Genomic DNA, 23059 nt, shown 5'->3' on the forward strand with positions numbered 1-23059 from the left:
CCTGCGGCTCTGGGCTTTTCGGCCAGCTGTGATACAGTTTATTCACAATTCAGGCTCACCGCGCGCCGCAGGGGAACATACCGGCTGCGGTACGAAGGAGAAGAGCAGCCTGGCACCTATAACTCACTGAGACGTTTAAGGGTTTTTATGACACAACAGCCACAGGCAAAATACCGCCACGATTATCGCGCGCCCGATTACACCACGACCGATATCGATTTGGACTTCAGTCTGGACGCGGAAACCACGCGCGTGACCGCCGTCAGTAAAATCAAACGTCAGGGGGCGGCCGGTGCACCGCTGGTGCTGGATGGCGAAGATTTGACGCTGGTGAGCATTCAGGTGGACGGCCAACCGTGGAGCGCCTACCGTCAGCAGGATAACCAGCTGATCATCGAAGAGTTGCCGGCACAATTCACTCTTACCATTGTCAACGATATTCACCCGGCGAAGAACACCGCGCTGGAAGGGCTGTACCTGTCCGGCGATGCGCTGTGCACGCAATGCGAAGCCGAAGGCTTCCACCACATTACTTATTACCAGGATCGCCCGGACGTGCTGGCGCGCTTTACCACCCGCATCGTGGCCGACAAGACGCGCTATCCGTTCCTGCTGTCGAACGGCAACCGCATCGGCCAGGGCGAATTGGCCGATGGCCGCCACTGGGTGCAATGGCAGGATCCGTTCCCGAAACCTTGCTACCTGTTCGCGCTGGTGGCGGGGGATTTCGACGTGCTGCGCGACAGCTTCACCACCCGTTCCGGCCGTAAGGTCGCACTGGAGCTGTTCGTCGATCGCGGCAACCTGGATCGCGCCGACTGGGCAATGACTTCGTTGAAGAACTCGATGAAGTGGGACGAGACCCGCTTCGGCCTGGAATATGATCTCGACATTTATATGATTGTGGCGGTCGATTTCTTCAATATGGGCGCGATGGAGAACAAAGGGTTAAATATCTTTAACTCCAAATATGTGCTGGCGAAGGCGGAAACCGCGACCGACAAGGATTACCTGAACATCGAAGCGGTGATCGGCCACGAATACTTCCACAACTGGACCGGTAACCGCGTGACCTGCCGCGACTGGTTCCAGCTCAGTCTGAAAGAGGGGCTGACGGTGTTCCGCGATCAGGAATTCAGTTCCGATCTGGGATCGCGTTCGGTCAACCGCATCGACAATGTGCGCGTGATGCGCGGCGCGCAGTTTGCCGAAGACGCCAGCCCGATGGCGCACGCCATCCGCCCGGACAAAGTCATCGAGATGAACAACTTCTACACCCTCACGGTGTATGAAAAGGGTTCCGAGGTGATCCGCATGATGCATACCCTGTTGGGGGAGGAGAACTTCCAGAAAGGGATGCAGCTCTATTTCGAACGCCACGACGGCAGCGCCGCTACCTGCGACGATTTCGTGCAGGCGATGGAGGATGCGTCTAACGTCGATCTGTCGCGCTTCCGCCGTTGGTATAGCCAGTCCGGCACGCCGCTGTTGACGGTGCGCGACGAGTACGATGCGCAAACTCAGCAATATCGCCTGCATGTCAGCCAGAAAACTGCGCCGACCGCCGATCAGCCGGAGAAGTTGCCGCTGCATATTCCGCTGGATATCGAACTGTACGACAGCGAAGGCAATGTCATTCCATTGCAAAAAGGCGGCCTGCCGGTCAACAACGTGCTGAACGTCACCGAAGCGGAGCAGACCTTCGTGTTCGACGGCGTGGCGCACAAGCCGGTACCGTCGCTGCTGCGCGAATTCTCCGCGCCGGTGAAACTGGACTATCCGTACAGCGATCAGCAACTGACCTTCCTGATGCAGCACGCACGCAATGAATTTGCACGTTGGGATGCGGCACAGAGCCTGCTGGCGACCTATATCAAGCTGAACGTGGCGCGGCACCAGCAGAAGCAGCCACTGTCGCTGCCGCTGCACGTGGCCGATGCGTTCCGTGCGGTGCTGCTGGACGAAAAACTGGATCCGGCGCTGGCGGCGCAGATCCTGACGCTGCCGTCGGAGAACGAAATCGCCGAGCTGTTCGCCACTATCGATCCGGAAGCGATCGCCGCGGTGCACGAAGCGATCGTACGCTGCCTGGCGCGGGAGTTGGCCGAAGAGTGGCTGGCGGTGTATCACGCCAACAAGACCGACGGCTACCGCGTGGAGCATGCCGAGATCGCCAAGCGCGCCTTGCGCAATGTGTGCCTGGGCTATCTGGCGTTCGGCGAAGATGAGGCGCTGGCGGACCAGTTGGTGAACGAACAGTATCGCCAGGCGGACAACATGACCGACTCGCTGGCGGCGCTGTCTGCCGCGGTCGCGGCCCAGCTGCCGTGCCGCGATGCGCTGCTGGCGGCGTTCGACGAGCGCTGGCATCAGGATGGCCTGGTGATGGACAAATGGTTCGTGCTGCAGGGCGGCAGCCCGGCGGCAGACGTGTTGAGCAAGGTGCGCGCGCTGTTGCAACACCGCTCGTTCAGCCTGAGCAACCCGAACCGCACCCGTTCGCTGATCGGCGGCTTCGCTTCCGGCAACCCGGCGGCGTTCCATGCCGCGGACGGCAGCGGCTATCAGTTCCTGGTGGAGATCCTCAGCGATCTCAACCAGCGCAACCCGCAGATCGCCGCGCGCCTGATCGAACCGCTGATTCGCCTGAAGCGTTACGATGCCGGCCGCCAGGCGCTGATGCGTAAGGCGCTGGAACAGCTGAAAGGGTTGGAAAACCTGTCCGGCGATCTGTACGAGAAGATCAGCAAGGCGCTCGACGCCTGATTTTTTCGCGCTAGAGACATCAAGGGACGGCCTGGGCCGTCCCTTTTTCATTCATTCAATTCGCCGCCCGGCGCGCGGCGTCCGTCGCGGCAGGCGGCGATAACACCCGTTCCAGCACTTCGGCCTCCAGTTCCGCCAGCCTGGCCGAGCCTTTGCGGCGCGGCCGCGGCAGATCGATGCTCAGATCCAGCCCGATATGGCCCTCTTCAATCAGGATCACCCGATCCGCCAGCGCGATGGCTTCGCTGACGTCATGTGTGACCAGCAGTACGGTAAAACCGTGTTGTAGCCACAGCGTTTCTATCAGCCCTTGCATCTCGATGCGCGTCAGGGCATCCAGCGCTCCGAGCGGTTCATCCAGCAGCAGCAGGCGGGGGCGGTGGATCAGCGCGCGCGCCAGGGCGACCCGCTGCTTTTGTCCGCCGGACAGCGCCGCCGGCCAATCGCGGGCGCGATCCGCCAAACCGACCGCTTCCAGGGCTTGCAACGCCGCGTCGCGCCACTGGCCGCGCAGCCCCAGACCCACGTTATCGATCACCGTTTTCCATGGCAACAGGCGCGCATCCTGAAACATCAACCGGGTATCCTCTTTAGCGGCGGCGAGCGGCGCGTTGCCGCTGAGCAAAGCGCCGCTGCTGGCCTGTTCCAGGCCGGCCAACAGGCGCAGCAGGGTGCTCTTGCCGCAGCCGCTGCGGCCAACCACCGCCACGAACTGCCCGGCGGAAATGCGCAGCTGAATATTGTCCAGCACCGTGCGGTTGCCGTAACGTTTGCCGATAGACTCCAGCGTCACCGGCGTGCCTTGCGCAAGGCGAGCGGGAAGGGTCATAGCGCTTCTCCCTGTTTCAGTTGATAGGCCGGATGCCAGCGCAACCAGACGCGCTCCAGCAGCTGCGCGCCCACGTCCGCCAGCTTGCCGAGCAGGGCGTACAGCACGATCGCCACCACCACCACGTCGGTTTGCAGAAATTCACGCGCGTTCATCGCCAGGTAGCCGATGCCCGAATTGGCCGAGATGGTTTCGGCGACGATCAGCGTCAGCCACATGAAGCCGAGAGCGAAACGCACGCCGACCATAATCGACGGCAGCGCGCCCGGCAGCACCACCTGTGTAAACAGGCGAAAACCGCTCAGGCCGTAGCTGCGGGCCATCTCCAACAGGCCGCGATCGATGTTTTTGATGCCGTGATAGGTATTGAGATAAATCGGGAACAGCGTACCGAGCGCCACCAGAAAGATCTTGGCGGATTCATCGATGCCGAACCACAGGATCACCAACGGGATCAGCGCCAGATGCGGCACGTTGCGGATCATTTGCACCGAGCTGTCCAGCAGGCGTTCGCCCCAGCGCGACAGCCCGGTAATAAAGCCGAGTATCAGTCCGATGCTGCCGCCGATGGCGAAGCCTAACAACGCGCGCTGGCTGCTGATGCTCAGGTGCTGCCACAGTTCGCCGCTTTGGCTCAGGCGCCAGAAGGCGGCCAGCACCGCACTCGGCGCCGGCAAAATGCGGTTGGACAGCCAGCCGGTTTCGACGGCGATTTGCCAGATGATCACCAGCGCCAGCGGCAGCGCCCAGGGGGCCAGCCGATACAGGATGCGTTGTACGTTATTTGCCATCGGGGCGCTCCTCAGCTCTGCGATACTTTTTGCGGAACATAGATGTTGGCCACCACTTCGCCCTGCGGACGCACCGGCTGAAGGCGAGCGGGCGTTTCCTCCTGCGCCAGATCGAGGTGCGGGAACAGCAGTTCGCCGACGCGGTAGGCCTCTTCCAGATGCGGATAGCCGGAGAGAATAAAGGTGTCGATGCCCAGATCGGCATATTCCTGCATGCGCGCCGCGACCGTCGGGCCATCGCCCACCAGCGCGGTGCCGGCGCCGCCGCGCACCAGGCCGATGCCGGCCCACAGGTTCGGGCTGATCTCCAGATTATCCTTTTTGCCGCCGTGCAGCGCCGCCATGCGCCGTTGGCCGACGGAGTCGAAGCGCGCAAAGGCCTGCTGCGCGTTGGCGATGGTTTCCTCATCGAGGTGGGCGATCAGCCGGTCAGCGGCGCGCCAGGCTTCTTCGGTGGTTTCCCGCACGATGACGTGCAGCCGGATGCCGAAACGCACCTGGCGGCCTTTCGCCGCCGCTTTGGCGCGCACCTCTTCGATCTTCGCCTTAACCTGCGCCGGCGGCTCTCCCCAGGTGAGATACATTTCTACCTGCTCGGCGGCCAGATCCTGTGCGGCGGCGGAGGATCCGCCGAAATAGAGCGGCGGGCGCGGCTGTTGCACCGGCGGGAACAGCAGTTTGGCGCCTTTCACCTGAATATGCTTGCCGTGGAAATCGACGGTTTCCCCTTCCAGCACCCGGCGCCAGATGTGGGTGAACTCGGTTGAGGCTTCGTAGCGTTCTTCATGGCTAAGGTGCAGCCCCTCGGCCGCCAGCTCTTCCGGATCGCCGCCGGTGACCAGATTGAACAGCGCGCGCCCGTTGGACAGGCGATCCAGCGTCGCCGCCTGGCGCGCCGCCAGCGTAGGGGAGATGATGCCCGGCCGCAGCGCGACCAAAAATTTCAGCCGCTGGGTGACCGGGATCAGCGAGGCGGCCACCAGCCAGGAGTCTTCGCAGGAGCGGCCGGTGGGGATCAGTACCCCGCCGAATCCCAGCCGATCCGCCGCCTGGGCGATCTGCTGCAAGTAACCGTGATCGACGCTGCGAGCACCCTGTGCGCTGCCAAGATAGTGGCCGTCGCCGTGGGTGGGTAAAAACCAGAAAACGTTCAGGCTCATCGTCAATGCTCTCCCGTATTTATTGCGCGCTTGGGCGCCAGATGCGTTGCGAGATGTCGACCTTCACCGGCACCAGCCGGTTGGCGTAAAACAGGTCGGCGGTTTGCTGCTGCGCGGCGATGGTATGCGCATCGAGCGGTGTGATGGCGGTCGGGGGGCGGTGATCCAGATAGCTGGCGATCACCGGTTCCGGCAGCCCCATGGCGTTGGCCAGCAAGGTCACGCTTTGCGCCCGGTCGCTGCGGGTGAGCGCATCGGCCTGGGTCAGCACCGTCAGGACCTGGCTGATAAAGGCGCCGTTGGCTTCGACATAAGGGCGTGCCGCCAGATAGAAGGAGCCGGTCTGGTTCAGATCGGTGCCGTCGCCGAGCACCCGAACGCCGCCCTGCAGCAGCGCGGCGGAATAATAAGGATCCCAGATCGCCCAGGCATCGACGTTGCCCTGTTGGAATGCGGCGCGCGCATCGGCGGGCGTCAGATAGGCGGGCTGGATATCCGTAAATTTCAGTCCGGCTTTTTGCAGCGATCGCAGCAGCAGGTTATGTGAGCTGGATCCTTTCTGGAACGCGACCTTATGGCCTTTCAGATCGGCGACGGTTTTGATCGGGCTGTTTTCCGGCACCAGGATCACTTCCGCCTTCGGTTTGGGCGGCTCAACGCCGACATACAGCAGATCGGCCCCGGCGGCCTGCGCGAAGATCGGCGGAATATCGCCGGTGCTGCCCAGATCGATGCTGCCGACGTTCAGGGCCTCCAGCATTTGCGGGCCGGCGGGAAACTCGATCCAACTGATGCGGGTGGCGGGGAAACGTTCCTCCAGCAGCCGGTGGCTCTTCGCCAGCACCAGACTGACCGATCCTTTTTGGTAGCCGATGCGGAACTGCGCCGGATCCTGAGCGACGGCGGCGTTGGCCCAAACCAGCGACAGCAGGCCGGTGAAGGCGGCGGCGCTCAGCCAACGCCGCAAAGCAATGCGTTGTTTCATTCAGGCTCTCCTTTTCCAGGCGTTTCAGGCGGTTTGACGCGCCGCCAGTGGCGAGGCGACGCGCAGCGCCGGCGGTTTGCGGCGGCCAAGTGCCAGATAGAAACTGGCCAGTGCCTCTTCCAGCCGGGCGGCCACGGCGTCGGTGAGCGTGGCGCCTTCGTCGGTCAGCTGGATCTGGCTGTCGTCGGCGAACACGCCGTGCAGCACCTCTTGCGCTTTCAGCGCCGCCAGTACCGGTTTCAACGCATAGTCCACCGCCAGCATGTGGCCGATCGAACCACCGGTCGCCAGCGGCAACACCACCTTATGATCCAGAGCGCGTTCCGGCAGCAGATCCAGCAGGGTTTTCAGCGCGCCGGAGAACGACGCTTTATAAACCGGCGTGGAAATCAGCAGGCCGTCGGCCTGCGCCAGCTGCTCGGCAAACGCCTTGATCGCCGGACTGTTGAAGTTGGCGTACAGCAGATCTTCGGCGTCAAAGTCGTGCAGGGTATAGGCCGTCACTTCCACCCCTTGCTGCCGCAGCCAGTTCTGACTCAGCGAGAGCAGCGCGGCGGAACGTGATGGGATGCGTGGGCTACCGGCCAGTGATATAACGCGCATTGCCACTCCTTATAACTAAAAGTTAGGTTTAATTAGAAAATCAATAGGAAGTGTTTTAAACCTACCAGCAACCCGGCGCGTTTTTTAAATCTCATTTTTTGATTTGGATATGCGCAAAAGCGGATTAGCGCCGATTTGGCGGTGAAGAGGGAAAACGATTGCGTAAAAACGGCTTTTTTTGCCTTTAATCAATTCCAATTAGGCGGGGGATACCGGATAATACGCCCCCGGTTTGCAACCGGGAAATCAGGAGAGTCCATGTACTACCCCCTCATCAGGAAAGCGTTGTTCCAGCTCGATCCGGAGCGCGCGCACGAAGTGACCTTTCGTCAGCTCAGCCGTATTACCGGCACCCCATTAGCGTTTCTTGTCCGTCAGTCCGTGCCGACCAAACCGGTCAACTGCATGGGGCTGTCGTTTAAAAACCCGCTGGGATTGGCCGCCGGTCTGGATAAAAACGGCGAATGCATCGATGCGTTCGGCGCGATGGGCTTCGGCCATGTGGAAGTCGGCACCGTGACGCCGCGTCCGCAACCGGGCAACGACAAGCCGCGCTTGTTCCGCGTGGTTGAGGCGGAAGGCCTGATTAACCGCATGGGGTTCAATAACCATGGCGTGGACAATCTGGTTGAAAACGTTAAGAAATCCCATTTCGGCGGCATTCTTGGGATCAATATCGGCAAGAATAAAGACACGCCGGTCGAGCAGGGCAAAGACGATTATTTGATCTGCATGGATAAAGTTTATCCGTATGCCGGATATATCGCGATTAACATCTCTTCACCGAATACGCCGGGGTTACGATCCTTACAGTATGGCGAAGCGCTGGACGATCTTTTGGCTGCGATTAAAAATAAGCAGCAGGAATTACATGCGCGTCATCACAAATATGTGCCGGTGGCGGTAAAGATCGCGCCGGATCTTTCAGAAGAAGAATTGATCCAAATTGCCGATAGCCTGGTGCGGCATAATATCGATGGCGTGATCGCCACCAATACCACGTTGGATCGAAAATTGATCCAGGGGTTGAATTACTGCGAACAAGCGGGCGGGTTAAGCGGGCGTCCGTTGCAATCACGCAGCACCGAAGTTATCCGTCGTCTCTCCACCGAACTGCAGGGGCGCCTGCCGATTATTGGCGTAGGCGGCATCGATTCGCTGACGGCGGCGCGCGAAAAAATGGAGGCCGGCGCGAGCCTGCTGCAAATTTATTCCGGATTTATCTATCACGGCCCGCGTTTGATTAAAGATATCGTTACCCATATCTAATATTTTTCCTCTCATTTTATTCCGGGGGTTTATTTCTGCCCCCGGCTCGTCTATATTTTGTTCGTTAGCTTAAATATCGTTCGCGGAATTATCCGATGTTTAAGCGATTTCATCGGTGATAAAATTGCCTTTTAGGGTGAGTGCGGCGTTGGCATAGGCAGCGAGAAGGATACGAAATGAAGATAAAACCTGACGATAATTGGCGTTGGTATTTTGATGCCGAACACGATCGGCTAATGCTGGATTTAGCTAATGGTATGATCTTTCGTTCACGTTTCCCGGCCAAAATGTTAACGCCGGACGCCTTTGATGAATGTGCTTTTTGCGTGGATGACGCCGCCCTTTATTTCACCTATGAAGAACAGTGCAAGCAGGTCAAGCTTAGCCATGAACAGCGCGCCGAGCTGGTGCTGAATGCGCTGGTCGCCTATCGCTTCCTGAAACCGCTGATGCCAAAGAGCTGGCATTTCTCGCAGCAGCATTACCCGCTGCAGCCGAAAAACGGCGAGCTGGCGGCGGTGAAAGTGATGGAGAGCGGCGCGGAAGCGCGCTTGCTGGTGGTGGAGGCCGGGGATAACGCCAGCCTGTGCCTGCTGGCGCAAAATCAGCTGACGGTCGCTGGCCGTACCATGGTCTTGGGCGACGCCATCAAGGTGATGCACGATCGGCTGAAACCGTGCGCGCAGGATGAAAGCGCCGCCCCGGCTTACGACAGGGCGGTATAAGGCGGTTTACGCCAGGGTCAAATCACTTTTCGGGATGCAGCTGCAGCACAGGATGGTGCCGTTGTCGCCCAGCGCGCTTTTCTTCAGGGGCGCGACCTCACCACTCAGCAACGTAATGCGGCAACTGCCGCAAATCCCGGCGCGGCAGGAGTAAGGCACGCGGATGCCTTGCTGTTCCAACTGTTCGAGCAAGATCTGCTGGTTGTTGCCGGTAAACACCTTTCCTTCATATTCGATCGTGACGCTGTGCGCGCTGTCTTGCGGCACCTGCACGCTCTCCACCACTTTGCCTGCGCCATAAGGGCGCGGCGGCTTGGTCGACAGCACTTCCACCGTATCGCCCACGCGGATGATGCCGCTGTTGCGGGCGATCATATTCTGGCCGAAATCGATATCGCCGTTGTCGGCGGAGCGGAATTTTTGCAGCGTGCTGAGCGGTTCGCCGCTCGGGTGCTTGCGGCCGCGCTCGGTGCTGACGGTGGTGAGCACGCAGCGGCTGCAGGGTTTCACCAGATCGAACATCACGTCGCCGACGCGGATCACCTGCCAGCCGTCCTCGGCCCAGGCGGTGGCGCCGCTCACCACCAGATTGGGGCGGAACTGTTCCAGCTTGATGCTGCCGGGGCAACGCTGCTGCAGATCGTTAAACGAAGCCTGGTTAATCAGCAGATAAGGATAGCCGTCCGCAAACGTCAGTGGGATTTCGGGGTGCTTCTTCACCCGGCGGGTCAGCTCCGGCCCCAGCCAGCGCAGCTGCACGTCGCGCTGGAAATAGCCGCTCAGCCAGCGGTTGATCTCATCCGGCGCGATCAGCGCGGTGAAATGGTTGCCCCACACCTCGGTCGGCTGCGGCGCGGCGGCGAAGTCGCTGAAGCGAATGGCGGCGCTTTCGCCGTCCGGCGCGGTCAGGAATAGCCCGTCCGGCAACAGCGCCGGCGTGAACAGCACCATCTGCGGGTATTGGCGCGCGGTAATAAAGGTGCCGTCCGGCTCGGTGATCATAAAGTTGCGGTCGAAGGCCAGACCGCTGCTGCCGACCTGGGCGTAGGAAAGCTGCAGGCCGCGCAGTGATTTAACCGGATGGACGTAGAGTCTGGAAAGCGTGATCACCCTTATCTCCGTGCGATGATTAAATAGAAGGGAGCAACTTTATGACAAGCGGTGCGGATTAGCTATAATGCGCAACAATTTTCTTTTTGGTGATAAGTACGATATGAACTCTCTGTTTGCCAGCACGGCGCGTGGATTGGAAGAACTGTTAAAAAGCGAGCTGGAAGCGCTTGGCGCTCACGACTGCAAAGTGGTGCAGGGCGGGGTACATTTTCAGGGTGACGATCGTCTTCTGTACCAAAGCCTGCTGTGGAGCCGCCTGGCTTCGCGCATTCTGTTGCCGCTGAACGAATTCCGCGTGCACAGCGATCTGGATCTGTACCTCGGGGTGCAGGCGATCGACTGGCCGAGCATTTTTGGCGTGGATAAAACCTTTGCCGTGCATTTCAGCGGCGTGAACGAAGAGATCCGCAACAGCCAGTATGGCGCGCTGAAGGTGAAAGACGCCATCGTTGACAGCTTCACCCGTAAGCTCGACCAACGCCCGACGGTTGCCAAACAGCAGCCGGACATTCGCGTTAACGTCTTCCTGCAGCGCGATATGGCCAGCGTGGCGCTCGATCTGAGCGGCGAAGGCCTGCACCAGCGCGGCTACCGCGATCTCACCGGCCAGGCGCCGCTGAAGGAAAACCTGGCGGCCGCCATCGTGTTGCGTTCCGGCTGGCAGCCGGGCACGCCGATGCTTGATCCGATGTGCGGCTCCGGCACGCTGTTGATCGAAGCGGCGATGATCGCCGCCGATCGCGCGCCGGGCCTGCACCGTCAACACTGGGGCTTCAGCGCCTGGAATGGCCACAACGCCGAACTGTGGCGTGAAGTCACCACCGAAGCGCAGGTGCGCGCGCGCCGCGGCCTGCAGGAAACCGCCTCTCGCTTCTTCGGCTCCGATATCGATCGCCGGGTGATTGAAATGGCGCGCGGCAACGCCCGCCGCGCCGGCGTCGCCGAGCTGATCACCTTCAATGTCGGCGACGTCGCGCGCTTGACCAACCCGCTGCCGGAAGGCCCGCACGGCACGGTGATCAGCAACCCGCCTTACGGCGAGCGTCTGGAAAGCGAACCGGCGCTGATCGCGCTGCACAACATGCTGGGGCGCGTGATGAAAAACGCCTTCGGCGGTTGGCAACTGTCGCTGTTCAGCGCCTCGCCGGAGCTGTTGAGCTGCCTGCAGCTGCGCGCCGAGCGCCAGTTCAAGGCGAAGAACGGCCCGCTGGAGTGCGTGCAGAAAAACTATCAGCTGGCGGCAAGCCCGGCCGGTAGCGCCACCGGCGGCGTGCAGGTGGCGGAAGATTTCGCCAACCGTCTGCGCAAGAATTTGAAGAAGCTCGACAAGTGGGCGAAGCAACAAGGCATTGAATGCTACCGCCTGTACGACGCCGATCTGCCAGAATACAACGTCGCGGTGGACCGTTACGGCAGCAAGGTGGTGGTGCAGGAGTATGCGCCGCCGAAAACCGTCGATGCGCAGAAGGCGCGTCAGCGCCTGTTCGATGTGATCAACGCGACGCTGGCGGTGCTGGAATTGCCGTCGAATCAGCTGATCCTGAAAACCCGCGAGCGCCAGAAGGGCAAAAATCAGTACGAGAAACTGGCGCAGAAGGGCGAGTTCCTGCTGGTGGAAGAGTATAACGCCAAGCTGTGGGTCAACCTGACCGACTATCTCGATACCGGCCTGTTCCTCGATCACCGCATCGCGCGCCGTATGCTGGGCGAGATGAGCAATGGCAAGGACTTCCTCAACCTGTTCGCCTATACCGGCACCGCCAGCGTGCACGCCGGGCTGGGCGGCGCGCGCAGCACCACCACGGTGGACATGTCGCGCACCTACCTGGAATGGGCGGAGAAGAACCTGCGCGCCAACGGCCTGACCGGCCGTCAGCATCGGCTGATCCAGGCCGATTGCCTGTCTTGGCTGAGCAACGCCAATGAACAGTTCGACGTGATCTTCATCGATCCGCCGACGTTCTCCAACTCCAAGCGGATGGAGAACACCTTTGACGTGCAGCGCGATCATCTGGCGCTGATGAAAGATTTGAAACGGTTGCTGCGCCGCAACGGGACCATCATGTTCTCGAACAACAAGCGCGGTTTCCAAATGGATATGGCAGGGCTGAGCGCGTTGGGTCTGGAGGCGAAAGAGATCACCGCCAAGACGCTGTCGCAGGATTTTGCCCGTAACCGTCAGATCCACAACTGCTGGCTGGTGACTCACGCCGGCGAAGGAAAATAATTACTATGTCGTTAATCAGCATGTCCGGCGCCTGGCTCTCTTTCAGCGATGCGCCACTGTTAGACAACACCGAAATTCATATTGAAGACAACGAGCGCGTGTGTCTGGTCGGGCGCAACGGCGCCGGCAAATCCACGCTGCTGAAGATCCTCGGCAAAGAGATCCCGCTGGACGACGGCCGGGTGATCTACGAACAGGATCTGATCGTGGCGCGTCTGCAACAGGATCCGCCGCGCAATATCGGCGGCAGCGTGTTCGACTTCGTGGCGGAAGGCGTTGCGGAGCAGGCAGAACACCTGAAGGCCTATCACGCGATCTCCCACCTGGTGGAAAGCGATCCGAGCGAGAAAAACCTGGCGCGCATGGCGCAAATCATGGAGATCCTCGATCACCAGGGGCTGTGGCAGCTCGACAGCCGCATCAGCGAAGTGCTGCTGCAGCTGGGGCTGAACGGCGACGCCGAGCTTTCCTCACTGTCCGGCGGCTGGCTGCGTAAAGCGGCGCTGGGCCGCGCGCTGGTGAGCTCGCCGCGCGTGTTGTTGCTCGACGAACCGACCAACCACCTGGATATCGAAACCATCGACTGGCTGGAAGGTTTCCTGAAAGAGTTCGACGGCAGCATCGTCTTCATCTCGCACGACCGTTCGTTTATCCGCAACATGGCGACGCGCATCGTCGATCTGGATCGCGGCAAGCTGGTTTCCTGGCCGGGCAACTACGATCTCTATCTGCAGAGCAAAGAAGAAGCGCTGCGGGTGGAAGAGCTGCAAAACGCCGAGTTCGACCGCAAGCTGGCGCAGGAAGAGGTCTGGATCCGTCAGGGCATCAAGGCGCGCCGCACCCGCAATGAAGGCCGCGTGCGCGCGCTGAAGGCGCTGCGCGTCGAGCGCTCGCAGCGCCGCGAAGTGATGGGCACCGCCAAAATGCAGGTGGAAGAGGCGACCCGCTCTGGCAAAATCGTGTTCGAGCTGGAAGACGTCAATTATCAGGTTGGCGAAAAGGTGCTGGTGCGCGGTTTCTCCGCCCAGGTGCAGCGCGGCGACAAGATTGCGCTGGTGGGGCCGAACGGCTGCGGCAAAACTACGCTGCTGAAACTGATGCTCGGTCAGCTGAAAGCCGACAGCGGCCGCGTGCACTGCGGCACCAAGCTGGAAGTGGCCTATTTCGACCAGCACCGCGCCGATCTCGATCCTGAGCGCACGGTGATGGACAACCTGGCGGAAGGCAAGCAGGAAGTGATGGTCAACGGCCGTCCTCGCCACGTATTGGGCTATCTGCAGGACTTCCTGTTCCACCCGAAACGCGCGATGACGCCGGTGAAGGCGCTGTCGGGCGGTGAGCGTAACCGCTTGCTGTTGGCTAAGCTGTTTCTGAAACCGAGCAATCTGTTGATCCTCGATGAACCAACCAACGATCTCGACGTCGAAACGCTGGAGCTGCTGGAAGAGCTGATCGACGGCTATCAGGGCACCGTGCTGCTGGTCAGCCACGATCGTCAGTTCGTTGACAACTCGGTGACCGAGTGCTGGATCTTCGAAGGCAACGGCGTGATCAATGCCTTCGTCGGCGGTTACTACGATGCGCATCATCAGCGCGCGACGGCGAAACCGATTCGTCAGGCGGCGCCGAGCGCGAGCAAACCGGCGGCGGAGAAAAAGGCCGAACAGCCGAAGAAAACGGCGGCCAAGCTGAGTTACAACCTGCTGCGTGAGCTGGAACAGTTGCCGCAGCGGCTCGAACAGCTGGAAGCGGAAATCGAAGCGCTGCAGGCGCAGATGAGCGACGCCGACTTTTTCACGCGGCCGCATAGCGAAACGCAAGAAGTGCTGACGGCGCTGGCTGATGCCGAGCAAGCGCTGGAACAGGCTTTCGCCCGTTGGGAAGAGCTGGAAGCGATGAAAAACGGCTGACCGTTGCGATGCCGCCCGCGCGCTGCTGCGGGCGGCATCGACGTGCCGGTGAGCGACGTTATTTAGGAGGAATATGGTGTGTTCCCACAACAATCATCAGCAGCATAGTCATTCCGCACCCTCGGCGGCGCAGCAGGATAACCTGATGCTGTGTCCGCAGTGCGACATGCTGGTGGCGCTGCCGCCGCTGGCCTATGGCAGCAAAGCGGTATGCCCGCGCTGCAAAACCACGCTCAGCGCCCGCTGGGACGAGCCGCGCAAGCGGCCGATCGGTTACGCGCTCAGCGCCTTGTTCATGCTGGTGCTGGCCAACATTTTCCCGTTTATCAACATGCGCGTCGCCGGCCTCGGCAACGAAATCCGGCTGATCCAAATCCCGGAAGTGATGGTGGCGGAAGACTACGCCAGCATGGCCACCTTGTTTATGGTGTTCGTGCAGCTGATCCCGGCGTTTTGCATGGTGGCGATTATCCTGCTGTGCGCCAGAGTGCGCTTGCCGCTGGGGCTCAAAGAGTGGATGGCTCGGGTGCTGTTCCAGTTCAAGACCTGGTGCATGGTGGAAATTTTCCTTGCCGGGGTGCTGGTCAGCTTCGTCAAGCTGATGGCCTACGGCGATATCGGCATCGGCAGTAGCTTCGTGCCTTACTGCCTGTTCTGCCTGCTGCAGGTGCGCGCCTTCCAGTGCGTGGATCGGCGCTGGCTGTGGCAGGATATCGAACCGGCGCCGCGACTGCATCGCCCGCTGACGGTGGGGCGCACCGGCATGCGCCAGGGCGTGCGCTCCTGCGCGTGCTGCACGGCGATCCTGCCGGCCGATCAGGTGCGCTGTCCGCGCTGTCACACCAAGGGCTACGTGCGGCGTCGTCACAGCCTGCAGTGGACGCTGGCGCTGCTGGTGACCTCTGTCATGCTGTATATTCCGGCCAACCTGATGCCGATCATGGTGACCGAGGCGCTGGGCAACAAGATGAACTCCACCATCATGGCGGGGGTGATCCTGCTGTGGGGGGACGGCTCTTATCCGGTGGCGATGGTGATTTTCATCGCCAGTATCATGGTGCCGTCGCTGAAAATGTTGGCGATCGGCTGGCTGTGCTGGGATGCGAACGGCAGGAAGAAACCGCGCGCCGACAGCGAGCGTATGCATCTGATTTATGAAGTGGTCGAATTCGTTGGCCGTTGGTCAATGATCGACGTGTTTGTGATCGCCGTGTTGTCGGCGTTGGTGCGAATGGGGCAGTTGATGAGCATTTATCCCGCGACGGGCGCCGTGCTGTTCGCGCTGGTGGTGATCCTCACCATGTTCGCCGCCATGACATTTGATCCCCGGCTGACCTGGGATCGCGCAAGTGAAACAATCAACAAGGAGCCGCAAGGTGACGGAAAATAATCATAGCGTCGCAGACGTTGAGAAGATCAAACGCTGGTCGCCGGTGTGGATCATTCCCATCGTGACCGCGCTGATCGGCGCCTGGATCCTGTTTTACCACTTCAGCCATCAGGGGCCGGTGGTGACGCTGGTGACCACGACGGCGGAAGGGCTGGAAGCGGGTAAAACCAAAATCAAAAGCCGCAGCGTTGACGTCGGGGTGGTGGAAACCGTCACGCTGAGCGATGACCTGAGCAAGGTGATGGTGCAGGCGCGTCTCAATTCCGGCATGGAGAAATTGCTGCGCCAGGATTCCGCCTTCTGGGTGGTGAAGCCGCAGATCGGCCGTGAAGGCGTCTCCGGGCTGGGCACGCTGCTCTCCGGCGCCTATATCGAACTGCAGCCGGGCAACAAAGGCAAAGACGGCAAAGACAACTATCAGCTGCTCGATGCGCCGCCGCTGGCTTCCCCAGATGCCAAAGGGTTGCGCATCGTGCTGGACAGCGAGAAATCAGGCCAGCTTAACGCCGGCGATCCGGTGCTGTTCCGCGGTTATCGCGTCGGGTCGGTGGAAACCAGCTACTTCGATCCTAAAGAACGCGCCATGCGCTATCAGCTGTTCATCACCGCGCCTTACGATCAGTTGGTCACCACCAACGTGCGCTTCTGGAAAGACAGCGGCGTGGCGTTCGATATGTCGGCGCAGGGCATGCGGGTGGAGATGGGCTCGTTGACCACGCTGTTCAGCGGCGGGGTCAGTTTTGACGTGCCGGACGGCTGGGATCGCGGCGATCAGGCGAAAGAGAAGGCGGAATATCAGCTGTTCGACAACCAGCGCAGCACGCAGGATTCGCTGTATACCGTGCATAAGGATTACCTGCTGTTCTTCTCCGACTCGGTACGCGGCCTGCAGCCGGGCGCGCCGGTCGAGTTCCGCGGCATCCGTCTGGGTACGGTGGCGCAGGTGCCGTTCTATAAAGACGGCATGGCGCAGCGTCTGGATAACGATTACCGCATTCCAGTGCTGATCCGCATCGAGCCGGATCGCTTCCAGAAACAGCTGGGCGGCAACTTCGATATTGAAGGGCACCTGAAAGATGCGGAATCTCGCGGCATGCGCGCCTCGATGAAGTCCGCCAACCTGCTGACCGGTTCGCTGTACATCGATCTCGACTTCTATCCGCAGGAAAAACCGTGGAAAGGGCCGCGCGAGCTGTTCGGTTATCCGCTGATGCCGACCACCAGCGGCGGTCTGGCGCAGATCCAGCAGAAACTGATGCAGACGCTGGATAAGATCAACTCAATGCCGATCAATCCGATGATCAACGAAGCGACCAAGACGCTGGCGGAGAGTCAGAAAACCATGAAGTCGACGCAGCAGACCATGAAGTCGCTGAACGACATCATCGCCAGCAAAGAGATGCAGGCGCTGCCGCAGGACATGCAGAAAACGCTGTTGGAACTGAACCGCAGCATGAAAGGGTTCCAGCCTGGTTCACCGGCTTACAACAAGATGGTGGGCGATATGCAGCGCCTCGACCAGGTGTTGCGTGAGCTGCAACCGGTGCTGCGCACCCTGAATGAGAAGAGCAACGCGCTGGTGTTTGAAGCCGCCGGCAGCAATGACCCTCAGCCGAAGAAGGCCACGAAATGATGAAATGGATCCCGGTAGCCCTGGCGCTGTTGCTCAGCGCCTGCAGCAGTTCACCACAAAAGACTTACTATCAGTTGCCGGCGCTGGGTGCGCCTGCTGCGGCCAGCAGCAGCGGCGCTTCCACGCGCCAGCTGTGGCTGGAACACGTGAGCGTGGCGGATTATCTGGCGCAGAGCGGCGTGGTGTATCAGACCAACGACGTACAGTATGTGATAGCCCAGAACAACCTGTGGGCCAGCCCGCTCGACCAGCAGTTGCAGCAAACGCTGGTCACCAACCTGAGCAGCGCGCTGCCGGGGTGGGTGGTCTCTTCGCAGCCGATGAGCAGCGATCAGGATGTGCTGAACGTGACCATTAGCGGCTTTCACGGTCGCTTTGACGGGAAAGCGATCATTCGCGGCGAGTGGGTGCTGAACCGCCAGGGGCGTTTGATCAAAAGGCCTTTCAACCTGGAGCTGAAACAGGGTGAAGACGGCTATGATGCCCTGGTGCGCACTCTGGCGCAGGGGTGGCAGCAGGAAGCCCAGGCTATCGCAGCACAGATGGGCGGCATTTAGTCATAATTTGGTCTAAAATCGTCTAATCCCTGTCGGCGTGAAAATCCGTTTTTTCTCGCTGGCAGGGATTTCTATTTCATTTCAAACAGTTAACCCCTTTCCCAGCAGATCAGCCACTTAGCACTTTCCTCGGGCGTAGCTCACAAATATGACATTGGCGTGAATTTTGCGCATTGATCTTCTCTTCTTTTAGCGCTATTGATTACTCGTGGCTGCGCAAAAAGCAGCCATTGTTTTCTTTCCACCAGACCAAAATGAGGGAAACGAGGCATGAAGAGACAGAAACGCGATCGTCTGGAAAGGGCGCATTCGAGAGGGTATCAGGCAGGTATTTTAGGGCGTTCCAGGGAACATTGTCCCTACCAATCATCGGTGGACGCCCGGTCTCAATGGCTGGGAGGTTGGCGAGAAGCCATGGAAGACAGGGCTGTGACCGCTTAAGCGGCTCCCTGTCAAATAAAAGGAATAACCTCCGCCCTTGGCGGAGGTTTTTGTTTGTGCCGTTTACTCGTCCTGCCAGCGTTTCAGTAGAATACTCGCATTCACGCCGCCAAAGCCGAAGCCGTTCGATAAGGCGTAGGTTATGTTCATCGATTTAGCCCGTTTCGCGACCAGGTGTAAACCTGCCGCCGCCGGATCGGGATTGTCCAGATTCAGCGTCGCGGGGGCGATCTGATCGCGCAGCGCCAAGGCGGTAAAGATGGTTTCCAGCCCCCCGGCGGCGCCGAGCAGGTGCCCGGTGGCGGATTTTGTCGAGGTTACCGCGACGCTTCCTGTCGTGCCAAACAGGTGTTTGATGGCATTGATTTCGCCCAGATCCCCTACGGGTGTCGACGTCGCGTGTGCGTTTAAATGCTGAACCTCTTCTGGGGCGATGTTCGCCTGCCTCAACGCGATTTTCATCGCCCGATAAGCACCGTTGCCGTCTTCGGCACCGGAGGTCATGTGGTAGGCGTCGGCGCTGGTGCCATAACCGACGATTTCCGCGAGCGGTGTGGCGCCGCGCGCCAGCGCGTGTTCCAGCGTTTCAATCACCAGCATGCCGGCACCTTCCCCCATGACAAATCCGTCCCGGGCACTGTCGAAAGGCCGGGAAGCCTGCCTTGCCAACTCGGTCGGAGCGGTGGACATGGCGCGCGCGGCGGCGAACCCGCCCAGGCTGACGGTATCTATAGCGGCTTCGGTGCCGCCGCACAGGGCGATATCGGCTTCATCATTGCGGATCATACGCACTGCGTCGCCAATGGCTTGCACGCCGGCGGCACAGGCGGTGACCGGCGCGCCAATCGGTCCCTTGAAGTGGTGTTTGATTGAAACGTGGCCGGCCGCCAGATTGACCAGGAATGAGGGGATGGTGAACGGCGACAGCCGCTTGGCGCCGCGGCTGTCGGTGGTGCGCACCGCCTGGGCAATCGCCGGGAAGCCGCCAATGCCCGAGGCGATGACGGTGGCGGTGCGCTCTTGTTTTTCGTCCGTATCGGCTATCCAGCCGGCCTGACGAACGGCTTCATCCGCCGCCGCCATGGCAAACAGGATAAAGCGATCCATTTTCTTTTGGTCCTTGGGGGCGACGGAGGCGTCGGGGTTGAAGCCCGCTTCAGCATCCTGCGCCAGCGCCGGAACCTGACCTCCGACCTTGACCGGTAAATCTGCAACGATCTCGTCAGGCAACGCTCGAATGCCGGACTCTCCTTTTAACAAACGTTGCCAGATGGCTTCAACACCGCACCCTAGCGGTGAAACGGCGCCCATGCCGGTAATGACGATACGACGATTGCTCATGATGGCTCCTTGGTAAATTCGGGTAAATCGGCGAGGCGCCGTTGCCGCATCAGTGCGGCGCGTTGATGTATGCCTTCATTTGCCGCAGGCCCTGGTGCCAACGTAATAAACTGCGGCGGCACCTGCTGTTGGGTATCGACATTGACCAATTGGACCTGGATCGGCCGATCGGTGCGGCCGTCGACTAACAAGGCGCTGATGTCACCATTGATCAAATGGCGATTGCCCCATTCTGAAAGAGCTGCCAGCACGGGGAGAAAATCGTTGCCGCGTTCGGTGAGCAGATACTGATAGCGAACCGGCCGCGTTTGATAACGTTGCTTATGCAGAATGCCGTGGGCTACCAAATCCTTCAGTCGCCGGGCCAGGAGAGTCGGTGACATCCCCAGACTTTGTTGGAATTCGTCGAATTTGGATAACCCCTGAAAGGCATCACGCAGGATCAGAATGCTCCACCATTCTCCGACACGATCTAATGAACGTGCGACGGGGCAAGGTGCATCGCTAAAGCGGGTTTTTTGCATATCGGCCCTTAGTTGGTACATTTATTGTAGTTACATGGGTGGCTATACTAGGTGATTTTAAGGGGCAAGAAAATAACCGGATGCAAAAAACGCTATCGTGTCGATAGCTGGCTGTGGGAGGGGGGCGCTCAAACTGGCCTGTGGCTTTGACCGTTTCGGGCAGGAAAAGGGTAGAGACAGGAGGGATAAGTCGGTTCGGTAACGGGCGATTAAAGGAGGTAGGCAGTCTTTAAACGGTAAGAGAAAGAAATGCCATCACGCTGGGCGTGATGGCATGCGAAGAGCATTAGCAAAGAAGACGATGGCCGCCCTCTCGTCTGCGTGATTAGAACGCTGTGGTATCCTTGAACAGACCCACTTTCAGATCGGTGGCGGTATAGATCACTTCGCCGTCAACCAGCACTTCGCCATCGGCGACGCCCATGATCAGCTTACGGGTGATGACGCGTTTGAAGTTAATACGGTAGGTCACTTTTTTCGCGGTTGGCAGCACCTGGCCGGTAAACTTGACTTCACCAACGCCCAGCGCGCGGCCTTTGCCTTCGCCACCCAGCCAACCGAGGTAGAAACCAACCAACTGCCACATCGCATCCAGGCCCAGACAGCCTGGCATGACCGGATCGCCGATAAAGTGGCAACCGAAGAACCATAGGTCCGGATTAATATCCAGCTCCGCTTCCACATAACCTTTGTTGTGAGTCCCGCCGTCTTCGGTCATCTTGACCACGCGGTCCATCATCAACATGTTACCTGCCGGCAACGGTGGGCCACCGGCGCCGAACAGCTCGCCACGGCCGGATGCTTCGAGGTCTTCTTTCGTATAGGAATCGCGTTTATCTACCATGTTCTCAGTAAGCCTTATTTTAATGAAGGACGCAGGTTAGCTAACACGTGTACGCTGAACAAGTCCGATCAGCCGTGGTTGAACCAGTTGAGCCAGCGCAGCGGCCAAGGACGACGGCGTTCCTGCAGGCTCACCTGCGCAATCCGTTCCTGAATGGCCGCCAACAAATTCGGCTGTTGTTCGTCAGAGTAGAGGCAACCTGTGAGCAAAGGCAAGGCTTCCGCCGCGCTCTCTACCGCCCACAGATGGAACTGCCCCTCGCGCACCGCGTCGACGATATCTTGACGCAGACACAGATGGCGCACGTTGGTCACGGGCAATACGACACCCTGTTTGCCCGTCAGGCCGCGGCGTACACAAACCTCGAAGAAACCTTCGATCTTTTCGTTAACGCCACCTATCGGCTGTACGTTGCCGAATTGGTCGACGGAGCCAGTGACGGCGATCTGCTGGGTGATCGGTTGCTGTGACAGGGCGCTGACCAATGCGCATAGCTCAGCCAGCGAGGCGCTGTCACCGTCCACTTCACCATAAGATTGCTCAAAGACGATGGAAGCGGAGAAGGGCAGCTGCTGATCAAGATCCAGTTCGGCGATCAGAAACGCCTGCATGATCATCATGCCTTTAGCGTGCAGGTTGCCGCCCAGTTCGGCTTTGCGCTCGACGTCGGTGAACTCGCCGTCGCCGAGATGCACAACGCAACTGATCCGTGACGGTTCGCCAAAGCTGCGTGGATGACCGGGATAATCCAGGACAGACAGACCGTTGATCTGTCCGACCACTTCACCCTCGGTCTCAATCAGGATCTGGCCCAACTCAATCTCATCCTGCATACGCTCGGCCAGATAGCTTTCGCGCCATTCTCGGGCATTTAACGCCGCCTCGAACGCTTTGGCCGTAATGCGATCTTCTTCGGCATACAGTGCGGCTTCGGATAGCTGCTGGCCAAGCCAAACCGGCGAGAGTGGCAGAATGCCCTGATCGCCACTGTAACGCACAGCCTGGACGATCAGCGGCGGCCAGGCGTCGTTCGCCAGCATCGGCAATTGCTGGTCGGCAATCACGCCGTTGACGTAACCGCACCACTGCGTCATATCATCAACTTCAGTCAGCTGCAGATCGTCTTCGAATTCACCGTAGATCGCTTGTTCACTCAGTTCCGGCTCGATATCGTGAAAATCGGCCAGGCCGTGACGATCGCCGACTACAATCAGCCGCAGATCCAGCGGCATCGGTGGAATGGCTACCGGCAGCGGGCGGGTTTCGTCTGGCGAAACCCAGTGGAACTGGCGCTGGCCGATCATTTGCTTCAGCCGCAGCCACAGCAACGGCTGAGCAAGCAGCGCCCGCGCCGACAGAATCAGAATGCCGCCGTTGGCCTGGTGCACCAGACCCGGCTGCAGGGTAATGTCGCCATTGTGGATCCGTACGCAGCCAAACAGCTGTTCCGGTTCAATCCACTCCTGGAACAGACAAGCGCCGCCGGCGGCAAAAGGTTCATCGCCACGGCTGGCTGGCTCGACGCTGACCTTGCCATCCTGAATGACATAGTGGCTGCCGCGGCATGCCGTATTTTTCGGCAGCAGTGGTTTGACGGCGTGAGCGATCAGTTCCAGATACTCTCGCGTTTCTTGCGCTTTCAACAGCATGAAACGCGGTGGCGATTGGGGGTGGCAAAATAGCGTCAGGGCATTTTCCAGCCGAGGCTGAATGGCGGAAAAGGGCACGGGTGCCAACTGAGCGGCGGTATCAAATATCGCCTGATAAGGCGTTACGTCCGGCAATAAAGATTGCCATTCAAGTCGGTTATTGGTCAAAGTGTTAGATGCAATCGTTAAAAAGGGAAAGGGCGATTATACAAGAATAACGGCGGCTTGATACATGTGGAGTGCCAGTTGGCATCAGGGAGTTTGACATCGCGCGGTGACTGTGCAAAAAACAGTCTAAAAGA

At 59.7% G+C, this 23059-nt stretch carries 19 protein-coding genes; 9 read left to right on the top strand and 10 right to left on the bottom strand.

Annotation, left to right across the window (positions count from 1 at the left end):
• The first annotated feature begins 147 nt into the window (after positions 1-147).
• On the top strand, positions 148-2766 hold the full coding sequence (pepN, locus tag AC2CGI_RS09570) for an aminopeptidase N (protein WP_076740364.1): 2619 nt from the start codon (positions 148-150) through the stop codon (positions 2764-2766).
• A 55-nt stretch (positions 2767-2821) separates the two neighbouring features.
• Here the strand turns inward: pepN and ssuB are convergent, their stop codons facing one another.
• From ssuB to ssuE, 5 genes are read right to left on the bottom strand one after another with little or no spacing between them, the layout of a single operon-like run.
• Positions 2822-3595, bottom strand: coding sequence for an aliphatic sulfonates ABC transporter ATP-binding protein (gene ssuB / locus AC2CGI_RS09575; protein WP_015377344.1), 774 nt, complete (start codon positions 3593-3595; stop codon positions 2822-2824).
• Positions 3592-4386, bottom strand: a complete 795-nt coding sequence (gene ssuC, locus AC2CGI_RS09580) for an aliphatic sulfonate ABC transporter permease SsuC (protein WP_044031527.1) — start codon at positions 4384-4386, stop codon at positions 3592-3594. The genes ssuB and ssuC overlap by 4 nt, the downstream gene beginning before the upstream one ends.
• A gap of 11 nt (positions 4387-4397) precedes the next feature.
• Complete coding sequence (gene ssuD, locus AC2CGI_RS09585) at positions 4398-5546, bottom strand: FMNH2-dependent alkanesulfonate monooxygenase (RefSeq protein WP_015377346.1); 1149 nt, start codon at positions 5544-5546, stop codon at positions 4398-4400.
• A 19-nt stretch (positions 5547-5565) separates the two neighbouring features.
• Entirely contained in the window at positions 5566-6531 is a 966-nt protein-coding gene (locus AC2CGI_RS09590) for a sulfonate ABC transporter substrate-binding protein (RefSeq protein WP_015377347.1), read from the bottom strand.
• A gap of 24 nt (positions 6532-6555) precedes the next feature.
• Positions 6556-7134, bottom strand: coding sequence for an NADPH-dependent FMN reductase (gene ssuE, locus AC2CGI_RS09595; protein WP_004928176.1), 579 nt, complete (start codon positions 7132-7134; stop codon positions 6556-6558).
• A gap of 258 nt (positions 7135-7392) precedes the next feature.
• Between ssuE and pyrD the strand changes: the two genes are divergently transcribed.
• On the top strand, positions 7393-8403 hold the full coding sequence (gene pyrD / locus AC2CGI_RS09600; protein ID WP_015377348.1) for a quinone-dependent dihydroorotate dehydrogenase: 1011 nt from the start codon (positions 7393-7395) through the stop codon (positions 8401-8403).
• A gap of 176 nt (positions 8404-8579) precedes the next feature.
• A complete protein-coding gene (locus AC2CGI_RS09605; RefSeq protein WP_004928171.1) occupies positions 8580-9128 on the top strand; it encodes a cell division protein ZapC in 549 nt (182 codons plus the stop codon).
• Between the two features lie 6 nt (positions 9129-9134).
• On the opposite strand, the gene AC2CGI_RS09610 is transcribed toward AC2CGI_RS09605, so the two are convergent.
• A complete protein-coding gene (locus AC2CGI_RS09610) occupies positions 9135-10238 on the bottom strand; it encodes a YcbX family protein (RefSeq protein WP_075684387.1) in 1104 nt (367 codons plus the stop codon).
• 103 nt (positions 10239-10341) lie between these two features.
• On the opposite strand from AC2CGI_RS09610, the gene rlmKL reads away from it, so the two are divergent.
• The 6 genes from rlmKL to rmf all read left to right on the top strand — a co-directional run bounded on the left by rlmKL (position 10342) and on the right by rmf (position 18399).
• On the top strand, positions 10342-12468 hold the full coding sequence (rlmKL, locus tag AC2CGI_RS09615) for a bifunctional 23S rRNA (guanine(2069)-N(7))-methyltransferase RlmK/23S rRNA (guanine(2445)-N(2))-methyltransferase RlmL (RefSeq protein ID WP_031299849.1): 2127 nt from the start codon (positions 10342-10344) through the stop codon (positions 12466-12468).
• 5 nt (positions 12469-12473) lie between these two features.
• The gene (locus AC2CGI_RS09620) at positions 12474-14378 is read left to right on the top strand and encodes an ABC transporter ATP-binding protein (protein WP_015377351.1); all 1905 of its coding nucleotides are present in this window, start codon (positions 12474-12476) and stop codon (positions 14376-14378) included.
• Between the two features lie 73 nt (positions 14379-14451).
• Entirely contained in the window at positions 14452-15768 is a 1317-nt protein-coding gene (gene pqiA / locus AC2CGI_RS09625; protein WP_015377352.1) for a membrane integrity-associated transporter subunit PqiA, read from the top strand.
• Positions 15755-17401 (top strand): intermembrane transport protein PqiB, encoded by a 1647-nt coding sequence (pqiB, locus tag AC2CGI_RS09630; protein ID WP_075684389.1) that lies wholly within the window; start codon positions 15755-15757, stop codon positions 17399-17401. Before pqiA ends, pqiB begins: the two co-directional genes overlap by 14 nt.
• Positions 17398-17958 carry a membrane integrity-associated transporter subunit PqiC gene (gene pqiC / locus AC2CGI_RS09635; protein ID WP_015377354.1) on the top strand — a complete coding sequence of 187 codons (561 nt, stop codon included), beginning with the start codon at positions 17398-17400 and terminating at the stop codon, positions 17956-17958. The genes pqiB and pqiC overlap by 4 nt, the downstream gene beginning before the upstream one ends.
• A 270-nt stretch (positions 17959-18228) precedes the next feature.
• Positions 18229-18399: a ribosome modulation factor gene (rmf, locus tag AC2CGI_RS09640; protein WP_004928150.1), complete on the top strand. Its 171-nt coding sequence runs from the start codon at positions 18229-18231 to the stop codon at positions 18397-18399.
• Between the two features lie 63 nt (positions 18400-18462).
• Here the strand turns inward: rmf and fabF are convergent, their stop codons facing one another.
• The 4 genes from fabF to AC2CGI_RS09660 form a co-directional block, all read right to left on the bottom strand.
• Positions 18463-19740: a beta-ketoacyl-ACP synthase II gene (gene fabF, locus AC2CGI_RS09645; protein WP_076740363.1), complete on the bottom strand. Its 1278-nt coding sequence runs from the start codon at positions 19738-19740 to the stop codon at positions 18463-18465.
• Positions 19737-20264 (bottom strand): winged helix-turn-helix transcriptional regulator, encoded by a 528-nt coding sequence (locus AC2CGI_RS09650; protein ID WP_015377356.1) that lies wholly within the window; start codon positions 20262-20264, stop codon positions 19737-19739. The genes fabF and AC2CGI_RS09650 overlap by 4 nt, the downstream gene beginning before the upstream one ends.
• A gap of 325 nt (positions 20265-20589) precedes the next feature.
• The gene (gene fabA, locus AC2CGI_RS09655) at positions 20590-21108 is read right to left on the bottom strand and encodes a bifunctional 3-hydroxydecanoyl-ACP dehydratase/trans-2-decenoyl-ACP isomerase (protein ID WP_004928144.1); all 519 of its coding nucleotides are present in this window, start codon (positions 21106-21108) and stop codon (positions 20590-20592) included.
• A gap of 68 nt (positions 21109-21176) precedes the next feature.
• The gene (locus AC2CGI_RS09660) at positions 21177-22925 is read right to left on the bottom strand and encodes an AAA family ATPase (RefSeq protein ID WP_031300128.1); all 1749 of its coding nucleotides are present in this window, start codon (positions 22923-22925) and stop codon (positions 21177-21179) included.
• Positions 22926-23059 lie beyond the last annotated feature (134 nt).

Source organism: Serratia sp. LSHTC3 (genome assembly GCF_057197125.1).

What these genes read in the sequence shown, in the direction of transcription:
- ssuE (WP_004928176.1), bottom strand. Translation starts at nt 7,134, where the DNA reads ATGCGCGTTATATCACTGGCCGGTAGCCCACGCATCCCATCACGTTCC.
- AC2CGI_RS09590 (WP_015377347.1), bottom strand. Translation starts at nt 6,531, where the DNA reads ATGAAACAACGCATTGCTTTGCGGCGTTGGCTGAGCGCCGCCGCCTTC.
- pepN (WP_076740364.1), top strand. Translation starts at nt 148, where the DNA reads ATGACACAACAGCCACAGGCAAAATACCGCCACGATTATCGCGCGCCC.
- rlmKL (WP_031299849.1), top strand. Translation starts at nt 10,342, where the DNA reads ATGAACTCTCTGTTTGCCAGCACGGCGCGTGGATTGGAAGAACTGTTA.
- pyrD (WP_015377348.1), top strand. Translation starts at nt 7,393, where the DNA reads ATGTACTACCCCCTCATCAGGAAAGCGTTGTTCCAGCTCGATCCGGAG.
- ssuD (WP_015377346.1), bottom strand. Translation starts at nt 5,546, where the DNA reads ATGAGCCTGAACGTTTTCTGGTTTTTACCCACCCACGGCGACGGCCAC.
- fabA (WP_004928144.1), bottom strand. Translation starts at nt 21,108, where the DNA reads ATGGTAGATAAACGCGATTCCTATACGAAAGAAGACCTCGAAGCATCC.
- ssuB (WP_015377344.1), bottom strand. Translation starts at nt 3,595, where the DNA reads ATGACCCTTCCCGCTCGCCTTGCGCAAGGCACGCCGGTGACGCTGGAG.
- pqiA (WP_015377352.1), top strand. Translation starts at nt 14,452, where the DNA reads ATGGTGTGTTCCCACAACAATCATCAGCAGCATAGTCATTCCGCACCC.
- ssuC (WP_044031527.1), bottom strand. Translation starts at nt 4,386, where the DNA reads ATGGCAAATAACGTACAACGCATCCTGTATCGGCTGGCCCCCTGGGCG.
- fabF (WP_076740363.1), bottom strand. Translation starts at nt 19,740, where the DNA reads ATGAGCAATCGTCGTATCGTCATTACCGGCATGGGCGCCGTTTCACCG.
- AC2CGI_RS09605 (WP_004928171.1), top strand. Translation starts at nt 8,580, where the DNA reads ATGAAGATAAAACCTGACGATAATTGGCGTTGGTATTTTGATGCCGAA.
- pqiC (WP_015377354.1), top strand. Translation starts at nt 17,398, where the DNA reads ATGATGAAATGGATCCCGGTAGCCCTGGCGCTGTTGCTCAGCGCCTGC.
- AC2CGI_RS09620 (WP_015377351.1), top strand. Translation starts at nt 12,474, where the DNA reads ATGTCGTTAATCAGCATGTCCGGCGCCTGGCTCTCTTTCAGCGATGCG.
- rmf (WP_004928150.1), top strand. Translation starts at nt 18,229, where the DNA reads ATGAAGAGACAGAAACGCGATCGTCTGGAAAGGGCGCATTCGAGAGGG.
- AC2CGI_RS09650 (WP_015377356.1), bottom strand. Translation starts at nt 20,264, where the DNA reads ATGCAAAAAACCCGCTTTAGCGATGCACCTTGCCCCGTCGCACGTTCA.